Here is a 22886-nt window from a genome sequence, read left to right as displayed (position 1 = left end):
TGGTTCAGCTGTCCTGGGTGTCCGGGCTGGGCGCCGGGGCGACCGGCTTGTCCTGCGGCTGGTTCTCCGGGAAGTGGCACGCGACCTGGTGCCCGGGGGCCAGCTGGAGCAGCGGCGGCTCGGTGGTCTTGCAGATCTCCTGCGCCTTCCAGCAGCGGGTGTGGAAGCGGCAGGCCGGCGGCGGGTTGATCGGGCTCGGCACGTCGCCGACCAGGCGGATCCGCTCCTGCTTGCCCTTGCGCTTGGTGTCCGGCACCGGTACGGCGGACAGCAGCGCGACCGTGTACGGGTGCATCGGCTTCTCGTACAGGCTGACCCGGTCGGCGAGCTCGACGATCTTGCCGAGGTACATCACCGCGACCCGGTCCGAGACGTGCCGGACGACGGACAGGTCGTGAGCGATCATCACGTAGGTCAGGTCGAACTCGTCCTGCAGGTCCTCGAGCAGGTTCACCACCTGTGCCTGGATCGACACGTCCAGCGCGGACACCGGCTCGTCGGCGACGATCAGCTTCGGCCGCAGCGCGAGCGTCCGGGCGATCCCGATCCGCTGCCGCTGACCGCCGGAGAACTCGTGCGGGTAGCGGTTGTAGTGCTCCGGGCTCAGGCCGACCAGCTCGAGCAGCTCCTGCACGGCCTTCTTCACGCCGTGCTCGGTCTTCACGTTCTGCAGCTTGTACGGCGCGCCGACGATCTTGCCGACCGTGTGCCGCGGGTTCAGCGAGCCGTACGGGTCCTGGAAGATCATCTGCACGTCCCGCCGCAGCGGCCGCATCTTGCCTTCGGACAGGTGGCTGATGTCGTGGCCCTCGAAGATGATCTGGCCGGCGGTCGGCTCCAGCAGCCGCGTCAGGAGCCGGCCGGTGGTGGTCTTGCCACAGCCGGACTCGCCGACCAGGGACAGCGTCTCGCCCCGGCTGACGTCGAACGTCAAGCCGTCGACCGCCTGCACAGCGCCGGTCTGGCGCTGCAGTATGCCCTTGCGGATCGGGAAGTGCTTGACCAGGCCGTTCACCGACAGCAGCTGCTCGCCCATCTTGGGCGCCTGGACCCCCGGCACGGCGGTCGGGTCGGTGTCAGCAGTGGTCCCAAGGTCGGTCACAGTCGTCGTCCCGTTCACAGCTTCGGCTTGATGTCGGTCTCCCACGCCTTCTGGCGCTCCTGCGGGGAGAGGTGGCAGGCGACCTTGTGGCCGGACCCGATGTCGAGCAGCTCGGGTCGGTCGGTCTCGCTGGCGCCGCCGTTCAGGTGCGCGTAGGTGCAGCGCGGGTTGAACGGGCAGCCCGGCGGCACGTTGATCAGGCTCGGCGGCGTGCCCTTGATCGGGATCAGCCGCTCCGAGCGCTCCCGGTCGATCCGCGGCATCGAGCCCAGCAGACCCCAGGTGTAGGGGTGCTGCGGCCGGTCGAAGATGTCCTCCGCGGTGCCGTACTCGATCGCGCGGCCGGCGTACATCACCTGGATGTCGTCGGCCAGCTCGGCGACCACGCCGAGGTCGTGGGTGATGATGATGACCGCGGAGTTGAACTCCCGCTGCAGGTCCCGGATCAGGTCCAGGATCTGCGCCTGCACGGTCACGTCGAGCGCGGTGGTCGGCTCGTCGGCGATCAGCAGGTCGGGGTCGCAGGACAGCGCCATCGCGATCATCGCGCGCTGCCGCATCCCCCCGGAGAACTGGTGCGGGTAGGCGTCCACGCGCTTGTCCGGCTGCGGGATGCCGACCCGGTCGAGCATGTCGATCGCGTGCTTGCGCGCGACCTTGCTGCTGACGTCGTTGTGCACCCGGTAGGCCTCGATGATCTGGCGCCCGACCGTGTAGAAGGGGTGCATCGCCGACAGCGGGTCCTGGAAGATCATCGCCATCCGCTTGCCGCGCAGCCGGCGGACCTCCTCCCGGCTGGACGAGATCAGGTCCTGCCCGTCGAGGACGACCTCGCCGCTGATGTTGGCAACGCCCGGCTTGTGCAGGCCCATGATCGACAGGCTGGTCACACTCTTGCCGGAGCCGGACTCCCCCACGATGCCGAGGGTCTTGCCGCGCTCGAGGCTGAACGACAGCCCGTCGACGGACTTCACCAGGCCGTCGTCGGTCGGGAAATGGACCTTCAGGTCGCGGACATCCAGAAAGCTCATCGGCGTCCTCCCTTCGGTCCGGGCGCCGATGAGGCACGAATCGCGCTGTACTTGATGGTGAGCTCGCTCCGCTCTCTCACTTCGCCCTCACCCTCGGGTCGACCACGGCGTACAGGAGATCCACGATCAGGTTCGCGAGGATGATGAACATCGACGCGACCAGGACCACGCCCAGGATCTTCGGCAGGTCGTTCTGCACGATGCCGTCCACCGCGTACTTGCCCAGGCCGTTCAGCGAGAAGGTCTTCTCGGTGAGCACGGCGCCGCCCAGCAGCAGACCGATGTCGAGGCCGAAGATGGTCAGGATCGGAGTGAGCGCGGCGCGCAGCCCATGCTGGACCACCACATTTCCCTCGGGTAGGCCTTTCGCCCGCGCGGTCCTGATGTAGTCCTCGTTCATCGTCTCCAGCATGCCGGCGCGGGTCAGTCGCGCGTACTGCGCGGAGAACAGGAACGCCAGCGTGATCCAGGGCAGAATGAGCGCCTGCGCCCATTTGAACGGATTTTCCGTGAACGGGACATAGGTGCCCCCTGGGACCGTCCATCCCAGGTGATAACTGAAAATGCTCAGGCAGACCAGCCCGGTGAAGAAGATCGGCAGTGAGACCCCCGCCAGCGCCGTGCCCATCGCCGCCCGGTCGAAGACCGACCCACGTTTCAGCGCCGACAGGACACCGGTCGAGACCCCGAACACGAGCCAGATCGCCGCGGCGCCGACCGCGAGCGACAGCGTCACGGGGATCGCCTCGAGGAGGTCCGGCCACACCGGGCGCTTCTTCAGGAACGAGTAGCCGAGGCAGGGAGCGGGGCACTTCTCCACGCCGGCGCCGTAGTCGTACTCGGCGCCGACCACGACCCCCTTGGCCCAGTTGGCGTACTGCACCGGGACCGGGTCGTAGAAGCCGAGGTTCTGCGCGGTCGCCTTCACGGTCTCCTCGGTCGCCGCCCGGCCGACGTACCGGGTGGCGAGCGTCTCGGGCGTGGCGCCGGCCATCCGCGGCACCAGGTAGAAGATCGAGAACGTGATGACGCTGACGATGAACAGCAGGCCTATGGCGGCGACCAGGCGCCGGACGATGTAACTGAGCACTGTTGTGCGGCGCCGGCGCCCGGGCCGGTGGTACCGGACCGGGCGCCTGCTGCCTTCACCTGCCTATCGGAGTGGGGTGGTGCCGGACTTTTACTTGACGCCCATGGAGAGGTAGTCGTACATGCCGTAGGCATCGCTGAAGTAGACGTTCGTCAGCCGGTCACTGCGAACCATCAGGATCTTCGCCCAGAGCGCCGGGTAGACAACTGCCTCCTCCATCACGCGCTTGTCGATGTCGCCGTACATCTGGTCGCGCTTGGCCTTGTCGGGCTCGACCGACGCGGCGTCCAGCGCCTTGTCGACGTCCGGGATCCGCACGCTGATGTTGGACGAGCCACCGGTCTCCCGGATCACCCGGCTGTCGACGATCTGCGACAGGAAGCCGAAGCCGTCGTTCCAGTCCGCGCCCCAGCTGTTGGTGGCCAGGCCCAGCCCGTTCTTCCGGGCGTACGGCGGGTTGCCCGCGTACGTCGAGAAGTAGTCACCGGTCGGGAAGCCCTTCAGCACCACGTTGATGCCGACCCGCTTCAGGGACTGCTGGACCGACTCGGCCGCCGCCTTCTCCTTCGGCCGGTCGCTGCGGAAGGCCATGTTGACGGTGAAGCCGTTCGGCTGACCGCAGGCCGTCAGGCTCTCCTTGGCCTTGTTCACGTCACCCTTGTGGTCGTCGCCGTTCGGGTACGTGTTCATCTCCTTGAACCCGTCGATCGACGGCGGCATCAGGCCGGTGGCAAGCTGCCCGCCGGCGAACTCGCCGCCGTACGCGGTCTGGTAGCCGACCTGGTCGACGCCGTACATGATCGCCTTGCGGCACTCGATGTTGTCGAGCGGCTTCACCTGCGGGTTGACCGACATGTACTGCAGCCGCGCGATCGTCGGGTTGTCGGCGCGCTTCTTCAGCTCCGGGTCGCTCAGGATCTTGCCCTGCGCGGCGGCCTGCACGCCGGTGCCGGCGATGTCGACGTCCAGGTCACCGGAGATCAGCCGGTTGTCCAGGTCGTTCGCCTCGGTCTTGAGGGTGATCTCGTAACCGTCCGGCAGCGCCTTGCGGATCGGGTCGGTGGCCTGGTCCCACTGCGGGTTGCGCTTCAGCGTGTAGGACTTGCCGGTCTCCACCTTGTCGAACATGTACGGACCGGTCGAGATCACGTGCTCGCGGTACTTCGCGCCCGTGTCCTTGGCCGCCGGGACCGGCGCGGTCTGCGACAGCGCGGCCAGGTTGTCGAAGCCGGCGAACGGCTGCTTCAGGTGGAACACGATCGTCGAGTCGTCCGGGGTGGTGATCGCCGAGTCGGTGTTCACGCCCTTCGACTTGTACGGGCCCTTGTAGCCGGCCGGCAGGTTCAGCATGCTGTCGAAGTACGCCGGGCCGTTCGGGAAGGTCTCCTTGTCGATGGACCGCAGGACGGCGTACTTGACGTCCGCGGACTTGACCTCCGTGCCGTCCTCGAACTTGACGCCCTTGCGGAGCTTGTACGTCCAGGTCTTCCCGCCGTCACTCGACTGGCCGAGGCTCTCGGCGAGGTCGGGGACGATCTCGTTGCTCGCCTTGCCCGGCGCCGGCTTGTACATGACCAGCGGACGGGCATAGGTCCGCAGGAAGTCCCAGGACATGCCGTAGTAGGTCTCACCCGGGTCGGGGGTGTCCCAGTCGTCGGAGTGCGCCATCTTGATGATGCCGCCCTTCTTGTCCGACTCGTTGAACACCTTGTCCAGGGCGGCGTTGAACTCGGCCGTCGTGCCCCCCGACGTGTCGGTGCTGGTGTCCCCGCCACCACCGCAAGCGGACAGCCCCAGCGTGAGTGCGGCCGCGCTCGCGACCGCGAACCTCCATCGCTTCGTTCTCATCTCCCGGTACACCCTCCTCATTACGCGAACCGGCGCCATCGCGGGTTCGGTCTATCGGGCACGGGGGTCGAGTGCGTCGCGCAGCCCGTCCCCGAACAGGTTGAAAGCCAGCACCGTGACGAAGATCGCCAGCCCAGGCCAGAGCATGAAGTGCGGCATCGTGTAGAAGGCCACCGCGTCGGACAGCATGCCGCCCCAGGTCGCGGTGGGCGGCCGGATACCCACGCCGAGGAACGACAACGCCGCCTCGAACAGGATGTTGGTCGGAATCAGGAGCGTCGCGTAGACCAGGATCGGGGCGACCAGGTTGGGCAGCAGCTCGGTGACCAGGATGTACGGCCGCCGCGCGCCCAGGCTGCGGGACGCGTCGACGAACTCGCGCTCGCGCAACGAGAGCGTCTGCCCGCGGATGATGCGGCCGATGTACGGCCAACTGAAGAACCCGATGATGAAGATCAGCAGCAGGATCCGCAGGGAGTCTCCCTGTAGCCCGAACGCGTCGTCCGGGATGACACCGGCCAGCGCGATCGCGAACAGCAGCAGCGGGAAGGCCAGGAAGATGTCCATCAGCCGGCTGATCACCGCGTCGACCCAGCCGCCGAAGTAGCCGGCGATGATGCCCATCGTGGTGCCGATCGCCACCGACAGCAGGGTGGCGAAGAACGCGATCAGCAGCGAGATCCGGGACCCGTAGACGACCCGGCTGAAGATGTCCCGCCCGTTCACCGGCTCGACGCCGAACAGGTGGTCCCAGCTCATCGCCCCGAACCGGCCGATCGGCGCCAGCGTGCCGCCCTTGGTGTCGATCAGGTCCTGGTGGAACTCGTTCGGCGGATGCCCGAGCAGCTTCACGATCAGCGGCGCGAAGATGGCGATCACGATGAGCACCACGATGAAGATGCCCCCGGCGATCGCGACCCGGTCACGCTTCAGGCGGCTCCAGGCGATCTGGGACAGCGATCGGCCCTCGATCCGCCGCGCACCGGCCAGGACGGCTTCGGGATCCGCCGCCGTCGAGCCGGGCTCGACCTCGAGTGGTGTCGTCACGCGTTACATGCCCCCTCGTGGTTGTGGTCGGCGTGTCATGCCGCCGCCTTAACCTGCCGCCATTACACGCCGGAGTCAAACGCGAAAAGTGCTGCGTTGCCCGATCGTGATCGTCAGGAAATCGTCCCGTATCGTGGACATTCGGCAGTAAACCACGGTGTCGTACCCAGGGTCGCCAGAGCCTGGCGAACCGTTACTGTCATGGCATTTTTGTGTCACACCGGATTCGTCACCGGCGGAGGCCGGACAAGTACAGGAACGAGAGCGGGTTGAGCGCGCCCTCGACGTTCTCGAGGTCCTTCCCGGCGACCACCGTGAGCCGGCCCTGCCAGCTCGGGATCACTGGCGCCTCCTTGGCGAGCACTCCCTGTAGCTGACCCAGCAGCTTGTCCCGCTCGAGCCCGTTCTGCTCGGTCGTCTCCTGCTCGCGCAGGGCCGCCGCGGCCGCCGAGCGGTAGCCGCTGTTGAACTCTCCGGTCGCCGCGACGAACGGCGCCAGGTAGTCGTCCGCGTCCGGGTACTCCGGGATCCAGCCACCTTGGTAGAGGTCGTAGGCCCCGGCCTTGATGAGCTGCTGGTACTGCGGCCACTCCGCGCTCCGCAGCGTCACCCGGAACAACCCGGACGCTTCAAGCTGCCGCTTGAGCTCGAGCACCTCGTTCTTCGCGCCGGCGCCGTACTGCGACGGCGTCCAGCCGATCGTCAGCGGCACCGGTACGGCGATGCCCGCCTGCTTGAGGATCGCGGCGGCCGCCGCCTTGCTCGGCTCCTTGTACTCGCTCCGGAACGCGTCGGCCTGACCACCGAACCCCGGCGGTACGACGGAGTACAGCGGCGTCACGTGGTCGCCGTACGCCTTCTTAACGATCGCCGGGCGGTCGATCAGCTGCGCGACAGCACGCCGTACGGCGGGTTTGCGCGCCGTCAGCGACTTCATCTGGAAGGCGAAGAACCGGATCGCGGCGTAGTCGGACTCGACCACCTGCACCTGGTCGGACTTGCGCAGCCGGTCCAGCAGGCTCGGGCCGAACCCGTGGAACGCCACGTCGGCCTTGCCGGTGGTGATCGCCTGGTAGAGCGCGGTCGAGTCCTTCAGCAGGGTGAGCTCGACGCCGTCGTTCCGCGCGCCGCGCGGGCCCTTGTAGCCGGCGAACTTCTCCAGCGTGACCGACTGCCCCGGGCGGTACGCGGCCAGCTGGTACGGGCCGCTGCCCATCGCCTTGGTGTCGAGCAGCTTGTTCGGCGGGTAGTACTCCTGGTCCACGATCGACCCGGCGGTCGTGGTCAGCAGGTACGGCAGCCGGGCGTCCGGGCGCTTCAGGTTGAACACCGCGGTCAGGTCGTCCGGGGTGCTGACCGACGTCACCGAGGAGAACAGCGCGGCCGGGCTCGTCGGGGTCCTCAGCCGCAGCATCCGCTCGAAGCTGAACTTCACGTCCGCGGACGTCAGCTCGTGCCCGTTCGGGAAGGTCAGGCCTTCCTTCAGGCTGCAGGTGTACGTCGTCGGCGAGTCGAACTGGCAGTCCGCGGCGTCCGGCACCGGGGTCGGCTTGCCCGGCATGATCGTCAGCAGCGTCTGGTACAGGTTCGCCTGGACGGTCCGGGAGCCCACGTCGTACGGCCCGGCCGGGTCCAGCGAGCCGATCGTGTCGGTGGTGGCGACCCGCACCAGCATCGCCTTCGGGGTCTCATTGCCCTGGTGCGGCGCGTTGTCGTCCGGCTCACCACACGCCGCCAGCCCCAGCACGAGCGCGGCCGACACCGCGACCCGGCACCACGACACGATCACCATCTCACCCTTCCCCAGCCCACAACCCGTAACAACGCCCCAAGTGTCCCGGGGTGACGAGTGCTTGAACGATGGCGGTGCAATCGTCACCGCGGGACGCTTCGGCCACAAGTGACGGTACTGCGTCAGCGGAGCAACGTGCGGAGTGTCTCGGGGGTGATCGGTTCCAGTGAGTCGAGCACCAGGCGGCGCGGGGCCTCCGGGATCGTCACCCACTGCGGTACGGCGACCACGTAGGCGCCGGCCGCCGTACCCGCCTCGGTACCCGTGTTCGAGTCCTCGATCACCACGCACTGGGCCGGGTCCACGCCGAGCTTCGCGGCCGCGGTCAGGTACGGCTCCGGGTGCGGCTTGCCGTTCACCACCTCGTCGCCGGCGACGATCACGTCGAACGGGTCCGGCGGCAGGTGCGTGAGCACCGCGTCGATCATCACCCGGTACGACGCCGAGACCAGAGCGCACGGCACTTCCGCCTTGCGCAGCGCCCGCAGCAGCTCGAGCGCGCCGGGCCGGAACTCGACCTCACGCCGCAGCGCGTCGACCACGGCGCCGAACATCTGCTCCGCGAGCTCGTCGGCCGTGATCACCCCGTCCGGGATCCGCGCCATCCAGACCTTGACCGCGTCCCGCAGGTCGCTGCCGACCAGCGTCATGCAGTCCTCGACCGTCCACACCGCCCCCAGCGAGGCGAGCAACTCGATCTGCACCTCCGCCCAAACCTTCTCGGAGTCGACCAACGTCCCATCCATGTCCCATAGCACCGCTTGAAGGGTCATGAGGCGTTGAAGTATTTGGCTTCGGGGTGGTGCACCACCAGGGCGTCGGTGGATTGTTCGGGGTGCAACTGCAACTCCTCCGATAGGTGAACGCCGATCCGGTCCGGCTCGAGCAACCGCACCAGTTTCTCGCGGTCCTCCAAGTCCGGACATGCCGGGTACCCGAACGAGTACCGCGACCCCCGGTACGCCTGGTCCCGGAGCATCCCGTCCAGCTCCCCGTCCTCGCCGCCGAACCCGAGCTCGGCGCGGACCCGGGCGTGCCAGTACTCGGCCAGCGCCTCCGTCAGCTGCACCGACAGCCCGTGCAGCTCCAGGTACTCGCGGTAGGCGTTCCGCCCGAACAGCTCACCGGTCACTTCGGCCACCTTCGGCCCCATCGTGACCAGGTGGAACGCGACCACGTCGAGCTCGCCGGACTCCTTCGGCCGGAAGAAGTCCGCCAGGCACAGGAACCGGTCCCGGCGCTGCCGCGGGAACTCGAACCGGTGCAGCTCGGCGTGGTCCGCCGGGTCCAGCACGACCAGCGCGTTGCCCTCGGAGTAGCACGGCCAGTACCCGTACACGACGGCCGCCTCCATGATCCCGTCGGTGAGGATCCGGTCCATCCACATCCGCAGCCGCGGCCGTCCCTCGGTCTCGACGAGCTCGTCGTACGACGGACCCTCGGCGCCCCGCGTCCCGCGCAGACCCCACTGGCCGAGGAACGTGGCCCGCTCGTCCAGGTAGCCGGCGTAGTCCGCGAGCGGGATCCCCTTGACGATCCGCGAGCCCCAGAACGGCGGCTCCGGCACAACGTTGTCCACGGCAACATCCGACCGGGCCGGCACCTCGTCGAGCGGCCGGTCGAGCACCCGGGTCGCGGACCGCACCCGGCGTTCGCGGCGCTCGGGCAACGCAGCCCCCGGGACGCCGCGCTTGACCGCCATCGCCGCGTCCATCAACCGCAGTCCCTCGAAGGCGTCCCGCGCGTACCGGACCTCGCCCTCGAACAGGTTGCCGAGATCCTGCTCGACGTACGCGCGGGTGAGCGCGGCGCCGCCGAGAAGGACCGGCCAGCGCTTGGCCAGGCCGCGCTGGTTCAGCTCCTCGAGGTTCTCCTTCATCACCACGGTCGACTTCACCAGCAGGCCGGACATCCCGATCACGTCGGCCTTGTGCTCCTCGGCCGCCTCCAGGATCGCGTTCACCGGCTGCTTGATGCCGAGGTTGACCACGCTGTAGCCGTTGTTGGTCAGGATGATGTCGACCAGGTTCTTGCCGATGTCGTGCACGTCGCCCTTGACCGTCGCCAGCACGATCGTGCCCTTGCCCTCGTCGTCGGTCTTCTCGATGTACGGCTCGAGGTGCGCGACACAGGTCTTCATCACCTCGGCCGACTGCAGCACGAACGGCAGCTGCATCTGCCCGGACCCGAACAGCTCGCCGACCACCTTCATCCCGGCGAGCAGGTCGTCGTTGATGATGTCGAGCGCGGACTTCGCCGTCAGCGCCTCGTCCAGGTCGGCCTCGACGCCGTTGCGCTCGCCGTCGATGATCCGCTGCCGCAGCCGCTCGGCCAGCGGGAGCGCGGCCAGCTCCTCCAGCTTGCTCGCCTTCAGGTCCGACGCCTTCACGTCGGCGAACAGCTCCAGCAGCCGCTGCAGCGGGTCGTACCCTTCCTGTCGCCGGTCGTAGATCAGGTCCAGCGCCGCCTCGCGCTGCTCGTCCGGGATCTTCGCCACCGGCATGATCCGGCTGGCGTGCACGATCGCCGAGTCCAGACCGGCCTGCACGCACTCGTGCAGGAACACCGAGTTCAGCACGTGCCGCGCCGCCGGGTTGAGGCCGAACGAGATGTTCGACAGGCCGAGCACGGTCTGCACGTCGGGCCGCCGCCGCTTCAGCTCGCGGATAGCCTCGATCGTCTCGATGCCGTCCCGCCGCGACTCCTCCTGCCCGGTCGCCAGCGTGAACGTCAGGCAGTCGATCAGCACGTCGTGCCCGGCGATCCCGTAGTCGCGCTCCAGCGTGTCCAGCAGCCGCTCCGCGATCGCCACCTTGTTCGCTGCGGTCCGCGCCTGCCCCTCCTCGTCGATGGTCAGCGCGACGACGGCAGCGCCGTACTCCTGCGCCAGACCGGCGATCCGCGCGAACCGGGATCCCTCCGCCTCGCCGTCCTCGAAGTTCACCGAGTTCAGCGCGCAGCGCCCGCCGAGCTTGTCCAGGCCGGCCTGCAGTACGGCGGGCTCCGTCGAGTCGAGCATGATCGGCAGCGTCGACGCAGTCGCCAGCCGGCCGGCGACCTCCTTCATGTCGGCGACACCGTCCCGGCCGACGTAGTCGACGCACAGGTCGAGCAGGTGCGCGCCGTCCCGGATCTGCGCTCGGGCAATCTCGACGCAGCCCTCCCAGTCCTCGGCCAGCATCGCCTCGCGGAACGCCTTCGACCCGTTCGCGTTCGTCCGCTCCCCGATCGACAGGTACGACGTGTCCTGCCGGAAGGGGACGTGCTGGTACAGGCTCGAGACGCCCGCCTCCGGCTGCGGCTCCCGCTCCCGGACCGGGCGGCCGCCGACCCGCTCGACCACGTGCCGCAGGTGCTCGGGCGTCGTACCGCAGCAGCCGCCGACCAGGGACAGGCCGTAGCTGTTGACGAACGTCTCGTGGGCGTCGGCCAGCTCCTCCGGGGTCAGCGGGTAGAAGGCGCCGTCGGCAGTGAGTTGCGGGAGGCCCGCGTTCGGCATGCAGGTCAGCGGGATGGTCGAGTGCTTGGAGAGGTAGCGCAGGTGCTCGCTCATCTCCTTCGGGCCGGTCGCGCAGTTCAGGCCGATCAGGTCGATGCCGAGCGGTTCGAGAGCGGTCAGCGCGGCGCCGATCTCGGACCCGAGCAGCATCGTCCCGGTGGTCTCGACCGTCACCGAGACGATCACCGGGATCGTCGAGCCGGCCGCTTCGAGAGCCTGCCGGGCGCCGATCACGCTGGCCTTGGTCTGCAGCAGGTCCTGCGTGGTCTCGACCAGGATCGCGTCGGCGCCCCCGTCGATCAGTCCGCGGGCAGTGTCGGCGTACGCGTCCCGCAGGGTCGTGAACGTGGTGTGACCGAGGGTCGGCAGCTTGGTGCCCGGGCCGACGCTGCCGAGCACGAACCGCGGGTGGTCCGGCGTCGAGGCCGCGTCCGCCGCCTCCCGGGCCAGCCGGGCGCCGGCCTCGCTCAGCTCGTAGATCCGGTCGGCGATGCCGTACTCCCCCAGGTTGGCGAAGTTGGCGCCGAAGGTGTTCGTCTCGACGCAGTCCACGCCGACGCCGAAGTACGCCGCGTGGATCTCGCGCACGACGTCCGGACGGGTCAAGTTGAGGATCTCGTTGCACCCCTCGTGACCCTCGAACTCGTCCAGCGACAGGTCGTAGGACTGCAGCATCGTGCCCATCGCGCCGTCGGCCACCACCACCCGCTCGGCGAGCACCTGCCGCAGGTCGGGTCTGGTCACGAGTCCTCCAGGGTCGGTTTGGACGCGGATCTCACATCGTAGTCGGGGCCGCGACACTTTCCGCTGGACGTGAAACGAGGCGCGCTGCGGCGTCCGACCCCGTAGGCTGGCTATCCGGTTTCCGGCGACCCCGCCGGATGGCACAGAGACGACAGGGGGCCTGCGAGTGGTTGACCTCGCGAACCTGAGGGACCCGGTCGTGATCGCCGCGTTCGAGGGCTGGAACGACGCGGCGGAGGCGGCCACCGGAGCGGTCGACCACCTGATCGACGAGTGGGACGCCGAGCTCGTCACCGCGATCGACCCCGAGGACTACTACGACTTCCAGGTGAACCGGCCGCAGGTCGGCTTCGACGACGACGGCGTCCGGCGGATCACCTGGCCGACCACCCGGATCTACCTGGCCCGGCCCGACGACACCGGCCGGGACGTGCTGCTGATCCGCGGGATCGAGCCGAACATGCGCTGGCGCGGGTTCTGCCAGGAACTGCTGGAGGTCGTCGACGAGTCGAACTCGCAGCTCGTCGTCGTGCTCGGCGCGCTGCTCGCCGACTCCCCGCACACCCGGCCGATCCCGGTCTCGGCGACGTCGAGCGACCCGGAGCTGACCGCGTCCTGGAGCCTGGAGCCGTCTACGTACGAGGGCCCGACCGGCATCACCGGGGTGTTCGCCGACCTGTGCGGCACCCTCGGCGTGCCGGCGGTGTCGATCTGGTCGGCGATCCCGCACTACATCGCCGGCAGCCCGTGCCCGAAGGCGTCACTGGCGCTGCTGGGCAAGGTCGAGGCGCTGCTGGACCTGCAGATCCCGGAGGGCGAGCTGCCCGAGCTGGCCCGGGCCTGGCAGCGCGGCGCCGACGAGCTCAGCGAGGAGGACCCCGAGGTCGCGGAGTACGTGCACTCCCTCGAGGAGCAGCGCGACACCGCCGACCTGCCGGAAGCCTCCGGCGACGCGATCGCCGCCGAGTTCGAGCGCTACCTGAAGCGCCGCAACAAAAACCACCCCGACTGACCCAGGCACGGCCTTTGGTCACTCTACCGTGGCGTAACTTCACGGATCGTCCTATTGTCATCGGACGATGGTGGGCGGAAGCCACGGGGAGCGGGGATCTTTCCGTAGGTCGCGGGCGGACGAACGGGGCGGTGGCTCGGCCAGTTCATCGACACACACCACGATCACCGGCTGACGGAGGTCACAGCTCCCGGGCGGCGGCCGAGATCACCTCGTCGAGGACTGCGCGGGATCTCGCCAGGTCGGCGATCATGTGGTCGATGCGGTCGCGCTCGGCGGTCAGCGAGGTGACGAGCTCGGGGGTGGCGCGCTCGTTCGGGCCGCCGTCGGGGTCGCGCATGCATGGGAGGAGCTCGCCGATCTTCTTGCTGTGCAGCCCGGCCGCGTACAGCTCCTGGATCAGAATCACCCGGTCGACGGCGCGCTCGGCGTACTCCCGTTGGCCGCCCGGTGTCCGCTCCGACACGAGCAGGCCCTGCTCCTCGTAGTACCGCAACGACCGCTCGCTCACCCCGGTCCGCCGGGCCAGCTCCCCGATCCGCACGCTCCATCCTCCAGGGCTTGAACCTGACATTGATGTCAGATTTTACCGTGCCGGTATGACGCTCTTCGACTACAGCCCGATCACCGAACGCCCGTCCCTCTCCTGGCCCGACGGCAAGCGGGTCGCCTTCTACGTCGGCCTCAACGTCGAGCACTTCGTGCCCGACCGGCCGTCCACCAGCATCTGGCCGCTCGAGCTCACCCCGGACCCGCTCAACCACGGCTGGCGCGACTACGGCGCGCGGATCGGGATCTGGCGGACCATGGACATCCTCGACCGGTACGGCGTCCGCGCCAGCGTCCTGCTGAACTCGGACGTCGCCGAGCACAACCCGCAGATCATCAAGGCCGGAGTCGAACGCGACTGGGCCTGGCTCGCGCACGGCAAGACCAACTCGACCCTGCACACCGGCCTGGAACCGGACGAGGAACGCAAGGTCCTCGCCGAGATCGTCGGCGCCATCGAGACCGCGACCGGCCGCCGGCCGCAGGGCTGGATGGGCCCGGGCCTGACCGAGACCCACAACACCCCGGCGCTGCTCGCCGAGCTCGGCCTCAGCTACGTGCTCGACTGGACGAACGACGACCAGCCGTACCCGCTCAACGTCCCCGGCATGCTCAGCGTCCCGTACACGGTCGAGCTGAACGACCTGCTGATCTTCCCGCGCGGCATCACCGGCCCCGAGTTCGTCCAGATGATCAAGGACCAGTACGACGTACTCCGGACCGAGGGTGGACGAGTCCTCCCGCTCGCTCTGCACCCGTTCGTGATCGGGCAGGCGTTCCGGGCGAAGTACCTCGACCGAGCGCTCGAGTTCCTCGCGTCACAGCCCGACGTCTGGCTGACCACGAGCGACGAGATCGCCGCCCACTACACCGCCAGCTTGACCCCGAGCAGCGCGTCGACGGCCTGAGCGACCAGCGCCGGCGCCTCCGTGTCGTCGCCGTTCGTCTCGGCCCAGGTGTCGATCGCGGACAGCGCGGCGACGGTGTCGAGGTCGTTCGTGAGCGCGGCCCGTACGGCGTCGACCGCGGCGGCACCGTCCGGGCCCGAGCCGCGGGTGATGGCGCCGCGCCAGACGTCCAGGCGCTCCTGTGCGTCGAGCAGCTCCGACGACGTCCAGAACCAGTCCGTGCGGTAGTGGTGCGCGAGCAGCGCCAGCCGGATCGCCATCGGGTCGGACCCGGCCAGGCGTTCCTTCGACACCAGCACCAGGTTGCCCTTGGACTTCGACATCTTCTCGCCGTCCAGGCCGACCATCGCCTGGTGGACGTACGCGCGGGCGAACGGGTACTCCCCGGTCGCCACCTGGGCGCCGCTGGCCGACATCTCGTGGTGCGGGAAGATCAGGTCCGACCCGCCGCCCTGGACGTCGAACGTCATCCCGAGGTGCTCCAGCGCGATCGCCGAACACTCGACGTGCCAGCCCGGGCGGCCGCGGCCGAGCGGCGAGTCCCAGGCGGGTTCGCCCGGCCGCTCGTGCCGCCACAGCAGGCTGTCCAGCGGGTCCTGCTTGCCCTCGCGGTCCGGGTCCCCGCCGCGCTCGGCGAACAGGGCGTGCATGGTCTCCCGGTCGTAGTTCGACACGTTCCCGAAGGCCGGGTCCGCCTTGACCGCGAAGTACAGGTCGCCGTCGACCGAGTAGACCGCGCCGGCGCGCTGCAGGTCCTCGATCGCGCTCGCGACCAGGTCGATCGACTCGACCACGCCGACGTAGTTCTGCGGCGGGATCACCCGCAACGCGGTCATGTCGTCGCGGAACAACTGGATCTCCTGCGCGGCAAGGTCAGTCCAGTCGACGCCGGTCGCGGCGGCCCGCTCGAGCAGCGGGTCGTCGACGTCGGTGATGTTCTGCGTGTAGTGGACGTCGTACCCGGCGTCTCGCCAGAGCCGGTTGATCAGGTCGAACGTCACGTACGTCGCCGCGTGGCCCATGTGGGTCGCGTCGTACGGCGTGATCCCGCACACATACATGCGCGCCGCGCCGCCGTCGGCCGGCGGCACCTCGACCGGCCCGCCGGACGCGGTGTCGTAGAGGCGCAGCCGCCGGGCCGGGCCCGGCACGACCGGGATGTCTGGTTTCGTCCACGCCTGCATGGGTTGGAGCTTATGCCAGCCCGGATTTCCCCGGCGCGACACGGTTCCAATCTCCGGTACCGCGGTCGTCGCGCCGGGGTGTCCCGGCTACTCTGCCCAGACCCTGTCGGCGTACGCCGCGAAGGTCGCCGGCGGGCGGCCGAGCAGGCGCTGGATGTCGCCGGTCGGCGTGGTCAGGTGGCCCTCGTGCATGATCTCGAACATCGCGTTCAGCTCGGTCGCGGCCTCCTCGGGCCAGTCGATGTCCAGCAGTTCGGCGCGGTACTGCGCCGGTGTCAGGGCGACGTACTCGATCGAGCGGCCGGAGACCTTCGCGATCACGTCCACCGCTTCGCCGAAGGTGAGCGACTCCGGGCCGGACAGCTCGTAGATCCGGGCGTCGTGGCCGGGTGAGGTCAGGATGGTCGCCGCGACCTCGGCCACATCGTCGACGTCCACGAACGGCTCCCGGACGTCCCCGGCCGGAAGGGCGAGCCGGCCTGCGAGCAGCGGCTCGTGCCAGAGGTCCTCGTCGAAGTTCTGGTCGAAGTTGTTCGACCGGAGGATCGTCCAGGCCACACCGGACGCCTGCACCGCGCGCTCGGCCTCGGCCATGCCCGCGCCGAAACGTCCGGCCGCCTTGTCCATGCCACGTCCCGAGTGCGCGACGAAGCGCCGAACCCCGGCATCCACAGCCTGGCGGACGAACGGCTCGATGAGCTTGGGATCCTCGGGCGCGATCAGGTAGACCGCGTCGATCTCCCGTACGGCGGCCGCCCACGTGCTCTGGTCCGCCCAGTCGAAGCGGGTCTCGCTCGACCGCGACGCGGCCCGTACCTCGGCGCCCTGCTCCCGCAGCCGGGCCACCACCCGGCGGCCGGTCTTACCTGTTGCCCCTAGCACCAAAATCGTCATGTCCCGAGTCAATCCGGTCTCGCCCGCAGACCCCATGGGCGACCGGACCGCGGGCATGTCCGTGCGGCCCACCTATCGTGGCTGGGTGGATCCTCTCGACGACCTGCTACGCGGCCTGCGTGCCGAGGGCGCCGTCCTCGGTACGTCGGTCCTCGCCCCGCCGTACGCGCTCCGCTTCGTCGACGGCGCGGCGCTGACCCTGTGTGCACCGCTGCTCGGCGACGGCTGGCTCGTCGTCGACGGCGCCGAACCACGCCTGATCCGGCCGGGCGAGACCGCGGTCGTCCGCGGGCCGGCCGAGTTCCTCTTCACCGACGATCCGGCGCGCCCAGGCCCGGCGATCGACGTGTACTGCGACGGCCGGGTCGACTCGCCCGGCCCGATCGACGCCGGCACAGTGCTGCTCGCCGGGGCGTACCACGTCCGGCAGGAGCTCCCACGGCGGCTCCTCGACGAGCTCCCGCCGCTGGTTGTCATCACCGAGGACCACGACTGCGCACCGCTGCGCGACTACCTGCAGGAGCGGATCGCCGCCGGTGCACTCGGCCGGCACGTCGGACTCGACCGGCTCCTTGACTGGCTGATGGTCTGCACGCTGCGCGACTGGTTCGAGGGCAATCCCCCGCCCTGGTACGACGCCCTAGGCGACGACGTGGTCGGGCCGGTCCTGCACGCGATGCACGGCTCCCCCGCGGCCGGCTGGACGCTCGCCGGGCTGGCGGAGGTGGCGACTGTCTCCCGGACGACCTTGGTACGACGCTTCACCGAACTGACCGGTCAGGCGCCACTCGCCTACCTCACCGAGCTTCGGATGACACTCGCGGCCGACCTCCTGACCGAGCCCGGCGCGACCGTCGCCACGGTCGCCCGCCGGGTCGGGTACGCCGATGCCTTCAGCTTCAGCGCCGCCTTCAAACGCGAACGCGGCGCGAACCCCAGCACCTACCTGCGCGGTCAGAAAGCGGGCCAGGGAATGGCCGGCCAGTCGTCGCTCGGGTAGGGATAGACGCCGGTCTTGAGCAAGCTGGCGCACCGCTCCCGCGTCGCGGTCAGCTCGACCGCGGTGATCAGCTCGCACAGCTGCTGCCCGAGACCACCGGCAAGCCGGTCGGCCAGCTTGCGTACGTCGTCCAGCAACTCGGCAGGGATGGGTTCGCCGGCCCAGCCCCACAGCACCGTCCGCAGCTTGTCGTCCGCGTTGAACGTGACGCCGTGGTCGACGCCGTACACGCGGCCGTCGCCGGGGTTCAGCACGTGCCCGCCCTTGCGGTCGGCATTGTTGACCACGGCATCGAACACGGCCATCTTCCGCAGCGCGTCGGTGTCGGCGTGCACCAGCGTGACCGGGTTGTGCCGGCCGTCCAACGCGTCGAGGACGCCGAGCCATCCGGTCGGCACCCGGCCCTGCGGCACGATGTCGACCAGCTCGGTCTCCCCCGGGCCGAGCTCGGCCTCGTCGATCCACAGCTGCACCATGCCCTCGCCGAGCGGCCCGTCCCGCAGCAAGGTCGGCGGCACGACGGACCACCCGAGCGCCTCGGAGACGACGTACGACGCGTACTCGCGTTGCGCCAGCGTGCCGTCGGGGAAGTCCCACAGCGGCCGCTCGCCCTGGACCGGTTTGTAGACCACCGTCGCCGACTCCTCGCCCAGGCTCACCGAGCCCTGGAACGTGCCGTTCGACGCTGCCACCAGGCGGCCGTGCAACGACAGCTCCCCAGTGGCGAGCAGGTCCAGGTCGATCATTCCGGCAGGTGCCTGCGGTAGCCGTTGGCGCGCGGGCAGATGTGCCCGTCGGGATCGATCGGCCGCCCGCAGAACGGGCAGCTCGGCCGGCCGGACGCGACCAGCGCGACCGCCCGCCGGGCGAACGCGCGGGCCTGCTCCTCGCTGATCCGGACGATGAACACCTCGGCGTCCTCGGAGTCCATCGCGGCCTGCACCGGGTCGGTCTCCTCGAGCTCGGCCTGCTCGCCGGTGACCACCGAGAACACCTCGATCACCACCCGCTCGGCGTCGGCCTCCCAGGCCAGCGTCATGGTGCCGGCCCGGAACTCCTCCTCGATCGGCTGCTCCAGCGGGTCGGTGTCGTCGATCCCCGCCGGGGTCACCGGGTCCCGGTCGAACCGCCGGGCCACCTCGTCCAGCATCACGTCCAGCCGCTCCGCGAGCGCCATCACCTGCTCCTTCTCACAGGCCACCGAGGTCAGCCGGGTCCCGGCCCGGGCCTGCAGGAAGAACGTCCTCGCACCGGGTTCGCCCACGGTGCCCGCGACGAACCGGTCCGGGTCGTCGTAGGAATGCACAACTCGCGCCATACCTAGACCCTATTACCGTCCGCCGACGACCGCGTCCGAGGACTGCTTCCGGGCTCGCTTTCTGGGCGCCGGCTTCGGGACCAAGGACGCGAGCTCGCTGCCGGAGTCGTTCAGCCGGACCAGGAACGGGCGGGTCTTGGTGTAGGTGATGATCGTCGTCGTCGCGGTGTCCACGACGATCCGCTGGAACGTGTCGAGGTGCTGCGCGAGCGCGTCCGCGACGATCGCCTTGATCACGTCGCCGTGCGAGACCGCCACCCACAGCGCGCCGTCCCCGTGGCTCTGCGCCAGCGCTGCGTCATGCGCCCGTACGGCGTCCACCGCGCGCTGCTGCATCGCCCGCATCGACTCGCCGTTCGGGAACGTCACGGCCGACGGGTGCTGCTGCACGACCGGCCACAGCGGGTCCTTCATCAGCGTGGACAGCTTCTGCCCGGTCCAGTCGCCGTACCCGCACTCGGTCAGCCGGCGATCCGTTGCCGGACGCAACTCCGGATGGTGCTTCGCGATCGCCGCCGCGGTCTGCTTGCAGCGGTCCAGCGGCGAGGTGACGAGCGCCGCCAGCGGCAGCTCGGCCAGGCGCTGCGCGACCGCCTCGGCCTGCTGCAGCCCGGTCTCGTCCAGCTTCACCCCCGGCGTGCGGCCGGCCAGCGTGCCGGACGTGTTCGCGGCGCTACGACCGTGCCGAACCAGAATCACCGTGGGCATGGGTTGCACGTTATCCGGTCGAGCAAGTCGGGTCGCGCCAGGCGCGACCTCAGCTGACATGATGGGGGCGTGATCGTGGACTGCGGGGTGTATGCCGAGGGGGAACGGCAGGACCTGCCCAGGGATCCGGAGACCGTTGCCCAGGCCATCGACGACGACGGCCGGTGCTTCGGGTGGGTCGGGCTGCACGAGCCGTCGGACGCCGAGATGCGCCGGGTCCAGGGGCTCTTCGGCCTGCATGAGCTCGCCGTCGAGGACGCGCTCAAGGCCCACCAGCGGCCCAAGGTCGAGCGGTTCGGCGAGGCGATCGTCGTCGTACTGCGGACCCTCTGGTACGTCGACGAGGGCGACGCCGTGGAGACCGGCCAGCTGAGTGTCTTCATCGGCCCGCGGTACGTCGTCACCGTCCGGCACGGCGAAGGCCGAGAGCTGGCCACGGCGCGGCAGCAACTGGAGGAGCGCGCGTCCATGCTCGGTCACGGGCCGGCCGCCGTCCTGTGGGCGATCTGCGACTCGGTGGTCGACGACTACGAGGAGGTCGCCGAGCAGGTCGAGATCGACGTCGACGAGGTCGAGAGCTCGGTGTTCTCCCCCGAGCGCACCAGCGACGCCGAGCGGATCTACATGCTCAAACGCGAGGTGCTCGAGATGCGCCGCGCCATCCAGCCGCTGCGCGACCCGATGGAGCAGTTCGCGCACGGCGTCCCCGGCGTCAGCCCGCAAGCCGCGCCGTTCTTCCGCGACGTCGCCGACCACGTCAACCGAGTCTCCGACCAGACCGAGGCCCTCGACGTCCTGCTCAGCTCGGCCCTCAACGCCCACCTCGCCCGAGTCTCGGTCCAGCAGAACGACGATATGCGCCGCATCTCTGCGTGGGTTGCCATCGCGGCGGTCCCGACCATGGTGGCCGGCATCTACGGCATGAACTTCGACAACATGCCCGAACTCCGCTGGCACTACGGCTACTACGCCGTACTCCTCCTGATGGCCACCGCCTGCTTCACCATGTACCGCTTCTTCCGCAAGGTCGGCTGGTTGTAGTCCCACCCACGCGTGCTCCCACCCCGCGGCTCGTCGCCGGTGCATCCCGTTGGGCTCCCGCCCGTCGGCCGCGGACCGCCAGGCCATCACAATCACCCCACGGCCCGCGCACCGAGCGGGGCACCGCGGTGCGCCGCGGATTGTGATGGCCTGGCGGTCCGGTCCCCACCCACCCGGCGCCCCCCGCGTCAGGTGGCCGTGATCGTGCTCGTGGCCAGGAGGATGACGATCACGATGCCTACCAGGAGGCGGTAGAAGGCGAAGACTTCGATCGTGTGTTTGGCGACGAACTTGAGCAGCCAGGCGACCGACGCGTAGGCGACGACGAAGCTGACCACGGTTCCGACCAGGACCGGCACGATGCCGACGCTGCCGTCGAGGGCGTGTGGGAGCTCGAAGACTGCGGCGCCGACCAGTGCGGGGATGCCGAGGAGGAACGCCATCTTGGTGGCTGCGACCCGGTCCAGGTTGCAGAAGAGGCCGGCCGAGATGGTTGCGCCCGAGCGGGACACGCCGGGGATCAGCGCAAGGCACTGGATGATGCCCATCACGACCGCGTCGATCAGCGTGATCCGGGTCAGCGGCCGGTTCTTCCGGCCGATGCGCTCGGCCGCGACCATCACGAAGGACCAGCCGATCAGCGACGCCGCGACCCACCACATGCTGCGCAGCGGACCGGAGATGATCTCCCGGCCAAGGTACCCGACGATGCAGATCGGGAGGGAGCCGACGATGACGAACCAGCCCATCCGGTGGTCGAACTCGCCGCGGTACTCGGGGTGCCGCAGGCCCTTGAACCAGGCGACGGCGTACGTCCGGATGTCCTTCCACATGAACAGCACCACGGCCGCGATCGCGCCGAACTGGATCACCGCGGTGAACGCGGTGATCGCCGGGTCGTCGATCTGCTGGCCGAGCATCTTCGAGGCGATGGTGAGGTGCCCGGTGCTCGACACCGGGAGGAACTCGGTGAGCCCCTCGACGATGCCCAGGATGATGGCTTCCCAGATGGACACTTACTCACCGACCCCGGCGAGCTCGAGGGCCTCGGCTACCGTGCGCAGGTCGGCGATCCGCTGCTCGACGGTCGGCGCGAACGGGGTCAGCGCGACCGTCGTCGCCCCGGCCTCGGCGTACGCGGTGAGCTTCTCGGCCATCCGCTCCTTGCCGCCGAGCAGCGAGATCGAGTCGATGAAGCCGTGCGGTACGGCGGCCATCGCGTCGCGGTGCTGCTTGGCCAGGTACAGGTCCTGGATCCGCCTGGCCTCCTCGGCGTACCCCATCCGGATCGCCAGGGCGTTGTAGAAGTTCTTCTCCCGGCTGCCCATGCCGCCGATGTAGAGAGCGGCGTACCCACGGATCGGGTCGGCCGCGACCTGCAGATCGTCACCGGTCATCACCGGCACGGACGCGACGACGTCGAACCCGTCGAGCCCTTCCGAACGAGCCTCGCGGCCCGTCGCGATGTGCTTCAACTGCTCTCCCAGATAGGCGGGGTCGTTCAGGATGCCGAGCCAGCCGTCGGCGATCTCGCCGGCCAGCTCGAGGTTCTTCGGGCCGACCGCGGCAAGGTACACCGGCACGTGGTCGCGGAGCGGGTGGATGGACAGCTTGAGCGGCTTGCCCGGACCGCCGGGCAACGGCAGGGTGAAGTGCTCGCCCTCGAACGCCACGGTCTCACGTCGCATCGCCGCGTTCACAATCGCCACGTACTCCCGGGTGCGGGCCAGCGGCTTGTCGAACCGGACGCCGTGCCAGCCCTCGGACACCTGCGGCCCGGACACGCCGAGGCCGAGCCGGAACCGGCCGCCGGACAGCCGGTCCAGGGTGGCGGCGGTCATCGCGGTCATCGCCGGGGTCCGGGCCGGGATCTGGAAGACCGCGGCGCCGACGTCGATGGTCGAGGTCTGGGCGGCGATCCAGGTCAGCAGCGTGGCGGCGTCCGAGCCGTACGCCTCCGCGGCCCAGGTGACCGAGAAACCGAGCCGTTCGGCCTCCTTCACCAGCCTCAGATGATCCAGATGGTCGTCGCCACCGAAGACGAAGCCGATGTTGAGTCCGAGTCGCATGACAGGCGAGCCTAACGAGCCGTTGTCGGTGGCGGCCAATAGGCTCGGCA

Annotated in this window: 20 protein-coding genes; 4 read left to right on the top strand and 16 right to left on the bottom strand. The window is 69.3% G+C overall.

Features of this window, described 5'->3' with window-relative positions; genetic code table 11:
• Positions 1–4 precede the first annotated feature (4 nt).
• The 8 genes from ACIBGM_RS32360 to metH form a co-directional block, all read right to left on the bottom strand.
• Positions 5–1036 carry a dipeptide ABC transporter ATP-binding protein gene (locus ACIBGM_RS32360; protein WP_360538591.1) on the bottom strand — a complete coding sequence of 344 codons (1032 nt, stop codon included), beginning with the start codon at positions 1034–1036 and terminating at the stop codon, positions 5–7.
• Between the two features lie 80 nt (positions 1037–1116).
• The gene (locus ACIBGM_RS32355; protein ID WP_360538567.1) at positions 1117–2133 is read right to left on the bottom strand and encodes an ABC transporter ATP-binding protein; all 1017 of its coding nucleotides are present in this window, start codon (positions 2131–2133) and stop codon (positions 1117–1119) included.
• 76 nt (positions 2134–2209) lie between these two features.
• Complete coding sequence (locus ACIBGM_RS32350) at positions 2210–3223, bottom strand: ABC transporter permease (RefSeq protein WP_396387702.1); 1014 nt, start codon at positions 3221–3223, stop codon at positions 2210–2212.
• A 90-nt stretch (positions 3224–3313) separates the two neighbouring features.
• Positions 3314–5071: an ABC transporter substrate-binding protein gene (locus ACIBGM_RS32345; protein ID WP_360535862.1), complete on the bottom strand. Its 1758-nt coding sequence runs from the start codon at positions 5069–5071 to the stop codon at positions 3314–3316.
• A gap of 51 nt (positions 5072–5122) precedes the next feature.
• Positions 5123–6118: an ABC transporter permease gene (locus ACIBGM_RS32340; protein ID WP_360535864.1), complete on the bottom strand. Its 996-nt coding sequence runs from the start codon at positions 6116–6118 to the stop codon at positions 5123–5125.
• Positions 6119–6347: 229 nt separating this feature from the next.
• Positions 6348–7910 carry an ABC transporter substrate-binding protein gene (locus tag ACIBGM_RS32335; protein WP_396387701.1) on the bottom strand — a complete coding sequence of 521 codons (1563 nt, stop codon included), beginning with the start codon at positions 7908–7910 and terminating at the stop codon, positions 6348–6350.
• Positions 7911–8032: 122 nt separating this feature from the next.
• Positions 8033–8683 carry an HAD family hydrolase gene (locus ACIBGM_RS32330; RefSeq protein WP_396387700.1) on the bottom strand — a complete coding sequence of 217 codons (651 nt, stop codon included), beginning with the start codon at positions 8681–8683 and terminating at the stop codon, positions 8033–8035.
• Positions 8680–12153, bottom strand: a complete 3474-nt coding sequence (gene metH, locus ACIBGM_RS32325) for a methionine synthase (protein ID WP_396387699.1) — start codon at positions 12151–12153, stop codon at positions 8680–8682. The genes ACIBGM_RS32330 and metH overlap by 4 nt, the downstream gene beginning before the upstream one ends.
• Before the next feature lie 166 nt (positions 12154–12319).
• Here metH and ACIBGM_RS32320 point away from each other — a divergent pair, with 166 nt between their 5' ends.
• On the top strand, positions 12320–13165 hold the full coding sequence (locus ACIBGM_RS32320; RefSeq protein WP_360535872.1) for a PAC2 family protein: 846 nt from the start codon (positions 12320–12322) through the stop codon (positions 13163–13165).
• A gap of 181 nt (positions 13166–13346) precedes the next feature.
• On the opposite strand, the gene ACIBGM_RS32315 is transcribed toward ACIBGM_RS32320, so the two are convergent.
• Entirely contained in the window at positions 13347–13709 is a 363-nt protein-coding gene (locus tag ACIBGM_RS32315) for a MerR family transcriptional regulator (protein ID WP_360535874.1), read from the bottom strand.
• 55 nt (positions 13710–13764) lie between these two features.
• Here ACIBGM_RS32315 and ACIBGM_RS32310 point away from each other — a divergent pair, with 55 nt between their 5' ends.
• Positions 13765–14622: a polysaccharide deacetylase family protein gene (locus ACIBGM_RS32310; protein WP_396387698.1), complete on the top strand. Its 858-nt coding sequence runs from the start codon at positions 13765–13767 to the stop codon at positions 14620–14622.
• Here the strand turns inward: ACIBGM_RS32310 and mshC are convergent.
• A complete protein-coding gene (mshC, locus tag ACIBGM_RS32305) occupies positions 14580–15806 on the bottom strand; it encodes a cysteine--1-D-myo-inosityl 2-amino-2-deoxy-alpha-D-glucopyranoside ligase (RefSeq protein WP_396387697.1) in 1227 nt (408 codons plus the stop codon). The genes ACIBGM_RS32310 and mshC overlap by 43 nt on opposite strands.
• Positions 15807–15893: 87 nt before the next feature.
• Positions 15894–16700 (bottom strand): NAD(P)H-binding protein, encoded by an 807-nt coding sequence (locus tag ACIBGM_RS32300; protein ID WP_396387696.1) that lies wholly within the window; start codon positions 16698–16700, stop codon positions 15894–15896.
• An 85-nt stretch (positions 16701–16785) separates the two neighbouring features.
• Here ACIBGM_RS32300 and ACIBGM_RS32295 point away from each other — a divergent pair, with 85 nt between their 5' ends.
• On the top strand, positions 16786–17700 hold the full coding sequence (locus ACIBGM_RS32295; protein WP_396387695.1) for an AraC family transcriptional regulator: 915 nt from the start codon (positions 16786–16788) through the stop codon (positions 17698–17700).
• Here ACIBGM_RS32295 and ACIBGM_RS32290 read toward each other — a convergent pair.
• From ACIBGM_RS32290 to ACIBGM_RS32280, 3 genes are read right to left on the bottom strand one after another with little or no spacing between them, the layout of a single operon-like run.
• On the bottom strand, positions 17655–18446 hold the full coding sequence (locus tag ACIBGM_RS32290; RefSeq protein ID WP_396387694.1) for an SCO1664 family protein: 792 nt from the start codon (positions 18444–18446) through the stop codon (positions 17655–17657). The genes ACIBGM_RS32295 and ACIBGM_RS32290 overlap by 46 nt on opposite strands.
• On the bottom strand, positions 18443–19018 hold the full coding sequence (locus ACIBGM_RS32285) for a DUF3090 family protein (RefSeq protein ID WP_360535886.1): 576 nt from the start codon (positions 19016–19018) through the stop codon (positions 18443–18445). The genes ACIBGM_RS32290 and ACIBGM_RS32285 overlap by 4 nt, the downstream gene beginning before the upstream one ends.
• Positions 19019–19030: 12 nt before the next feature.
• Positions 19031–19726: an MSMEG_4193 family putative phosphomutase gene (locus tag ACIBGM_RS32280; protein ID WP_396387693.1), complete on the bottom strand. Its 696-nt coding sequence runs from the start codon at positions 19724–19726 to the stop codon at positions 19031–19033.
• Between the two features lie 69 nt (positions 19727–19795).
• Here ACIBGM_RS32280 and corA point away from each other — a divergent pair, with 69 nt between their 5' ends.
• The gene (corA, locus tag ACIBGM_RS32275) at positions 19796–20767 is read left to right on the top strand and encodes a magnesium/cobalt transporter CorA (protein ID WP_396387692.1); all 972 of its coding nucleotides are present in this window, start codon (positions 19796–19798) and stop codon (positions 20765–20767) included.
• Between the two features lie 188 nt (positions 20768–20955).
• On the opposite strand, the gene ACIBGM_RS32270 is transcribed toward corA, so the two are convergent.
• Together ACIBGM_RS32270 and ACIBGM_RS32265 are read right to left on the bottom strand one after the other, a co-directional pair.
• The gene (locus ACIBGM_RS32270; RefSeq protein ID WP_396387690.1) at positions 20956–21783 is read right to left on the bottom strand and encodes an undecaprenyl-diphosphate phosphatase; all 828 of its coding nucleotides are present in this window, start codon (positions 21781–21783) and stop codon (positions 20956–20958) included.
• Positions 21784–22836 (bottom strand): LLM class F420-dependent oxidoreductase, encoded by a 1053-nt coding sequence (locus ACIBGM_RS32265; protein WP_396387689.1) that lies wholly within the window; start codon positions 22834–22836, stop codon positions 21784–21786.
• Positions 22837–22886 lie beyond the last annotated feature (50 nt).

Origin of the sequence: Kribbella sp. NPDC050470 (assembly GCF_044458365.1) — a bacterium.
GTDB lineage: Bacteria > Actinomycetota > Actinomycetes > Propionibacteriales > Kribbellaceae > Kribbella.
This window is presented reverse-complemented; position numbering and strand designations above follow the sequence as displayed.

What these genes read in the sequence shown, in the direction of transcription:
- ACIBGM_RS32345 (WP_360535862.1), bottom strand. Translation starts at nt 5,071, where the DNA reads ATGAGAACGAAGCGATGGAGGTTCGCGGTCGCGAGCGCGGCCGCACTC.
- ACIBGM_RS32355 (WP_360538567.1), bottom strand. Translation starts at nt 2,133, where the DNA reads ATGAGCTTTCTGGATGTCCGCGACCTGAAGGTCCATTTCCCGACCGAC.
- ACIBGM_RS32335 (WP_396387701.1), bottom strand. Translation starts at nt 7,910, where the DNA reads ATGGTGATCGTGTCGTGGTGCCGGGTCGCGGTGTCGGCCGCGCTCGTG.
- ACIBGM_RS32285 (WP_360535886.1), bottom strand. Translation starts at nt 19,018, where the DNA reads ATGGCGCGAGTTGTGCATTCCTACGACGACCCGGACCGGTTCGTCGCG.
- mshC (WP_396387697.1), bottom strand. Translation starts at nt 15,806, where the DNA reads ATGCAGGCGTGGACGAAACCAGACATCCCGGTCGTGCCGGGCCCGGCC.
- ACIBGM_RS32360 (WP_360538591.1), bottom strand. Translation starts at nt 1,036, where the DNA reads ATGGGCGAGCAGCTGCTGTCGGTGAACGGCCTGGTCAAGCACTTCCCG.
- ACIBGM_RS32310 (WP_396387698.1), top strand. Translation starts at nt 13,765, where the DNA reads ATGACGCTCTTCGACTACAGCCCGATCACCGAACGCCCGTCCCTCTCC.
- ACIBGM_RS32290 (WP_396387694.1), bottom strand. Translation starts at nt 18,446, where the DNA reads ATGATCGACCTGGACCTGCTCGCCACTGGGGAGCTGTCGTTGCACGGC.
- ACIBGM_RS32330 (WP_396387700.1), bottom strand. Translation starts at nt 8,683, where the DNA reads ATGACCCTTCAAGCGGTGCTATGGGACATGGATGGGACGTTGGTCGAC.
- ACIBGM_RS32300 (WP_396387696.1), bottom strand. Translation starts at nt 16,700, where the DNA reads ATGACGATTTTGGTGCTAGGGGCAACAGGTAAGACCGGCCGCCGGGTG.
- ACIBGM_RS32265 (WP_396387689.1), bottom strand. Translation starts at nt 22,836, where the DNA reads ATGCGACTCGGACTCAACATCGGCTTCGTCTTCGGTGGCGACGACCAT.
- ACIBGM_RS32280 (WP_396387693.1), bottom strand. Translation starts at nt 19,726, where the DNA reads ATGCCCACGGTGATTCTGGTTCGGCACGGTCGTAGCGCCGCGAACACG.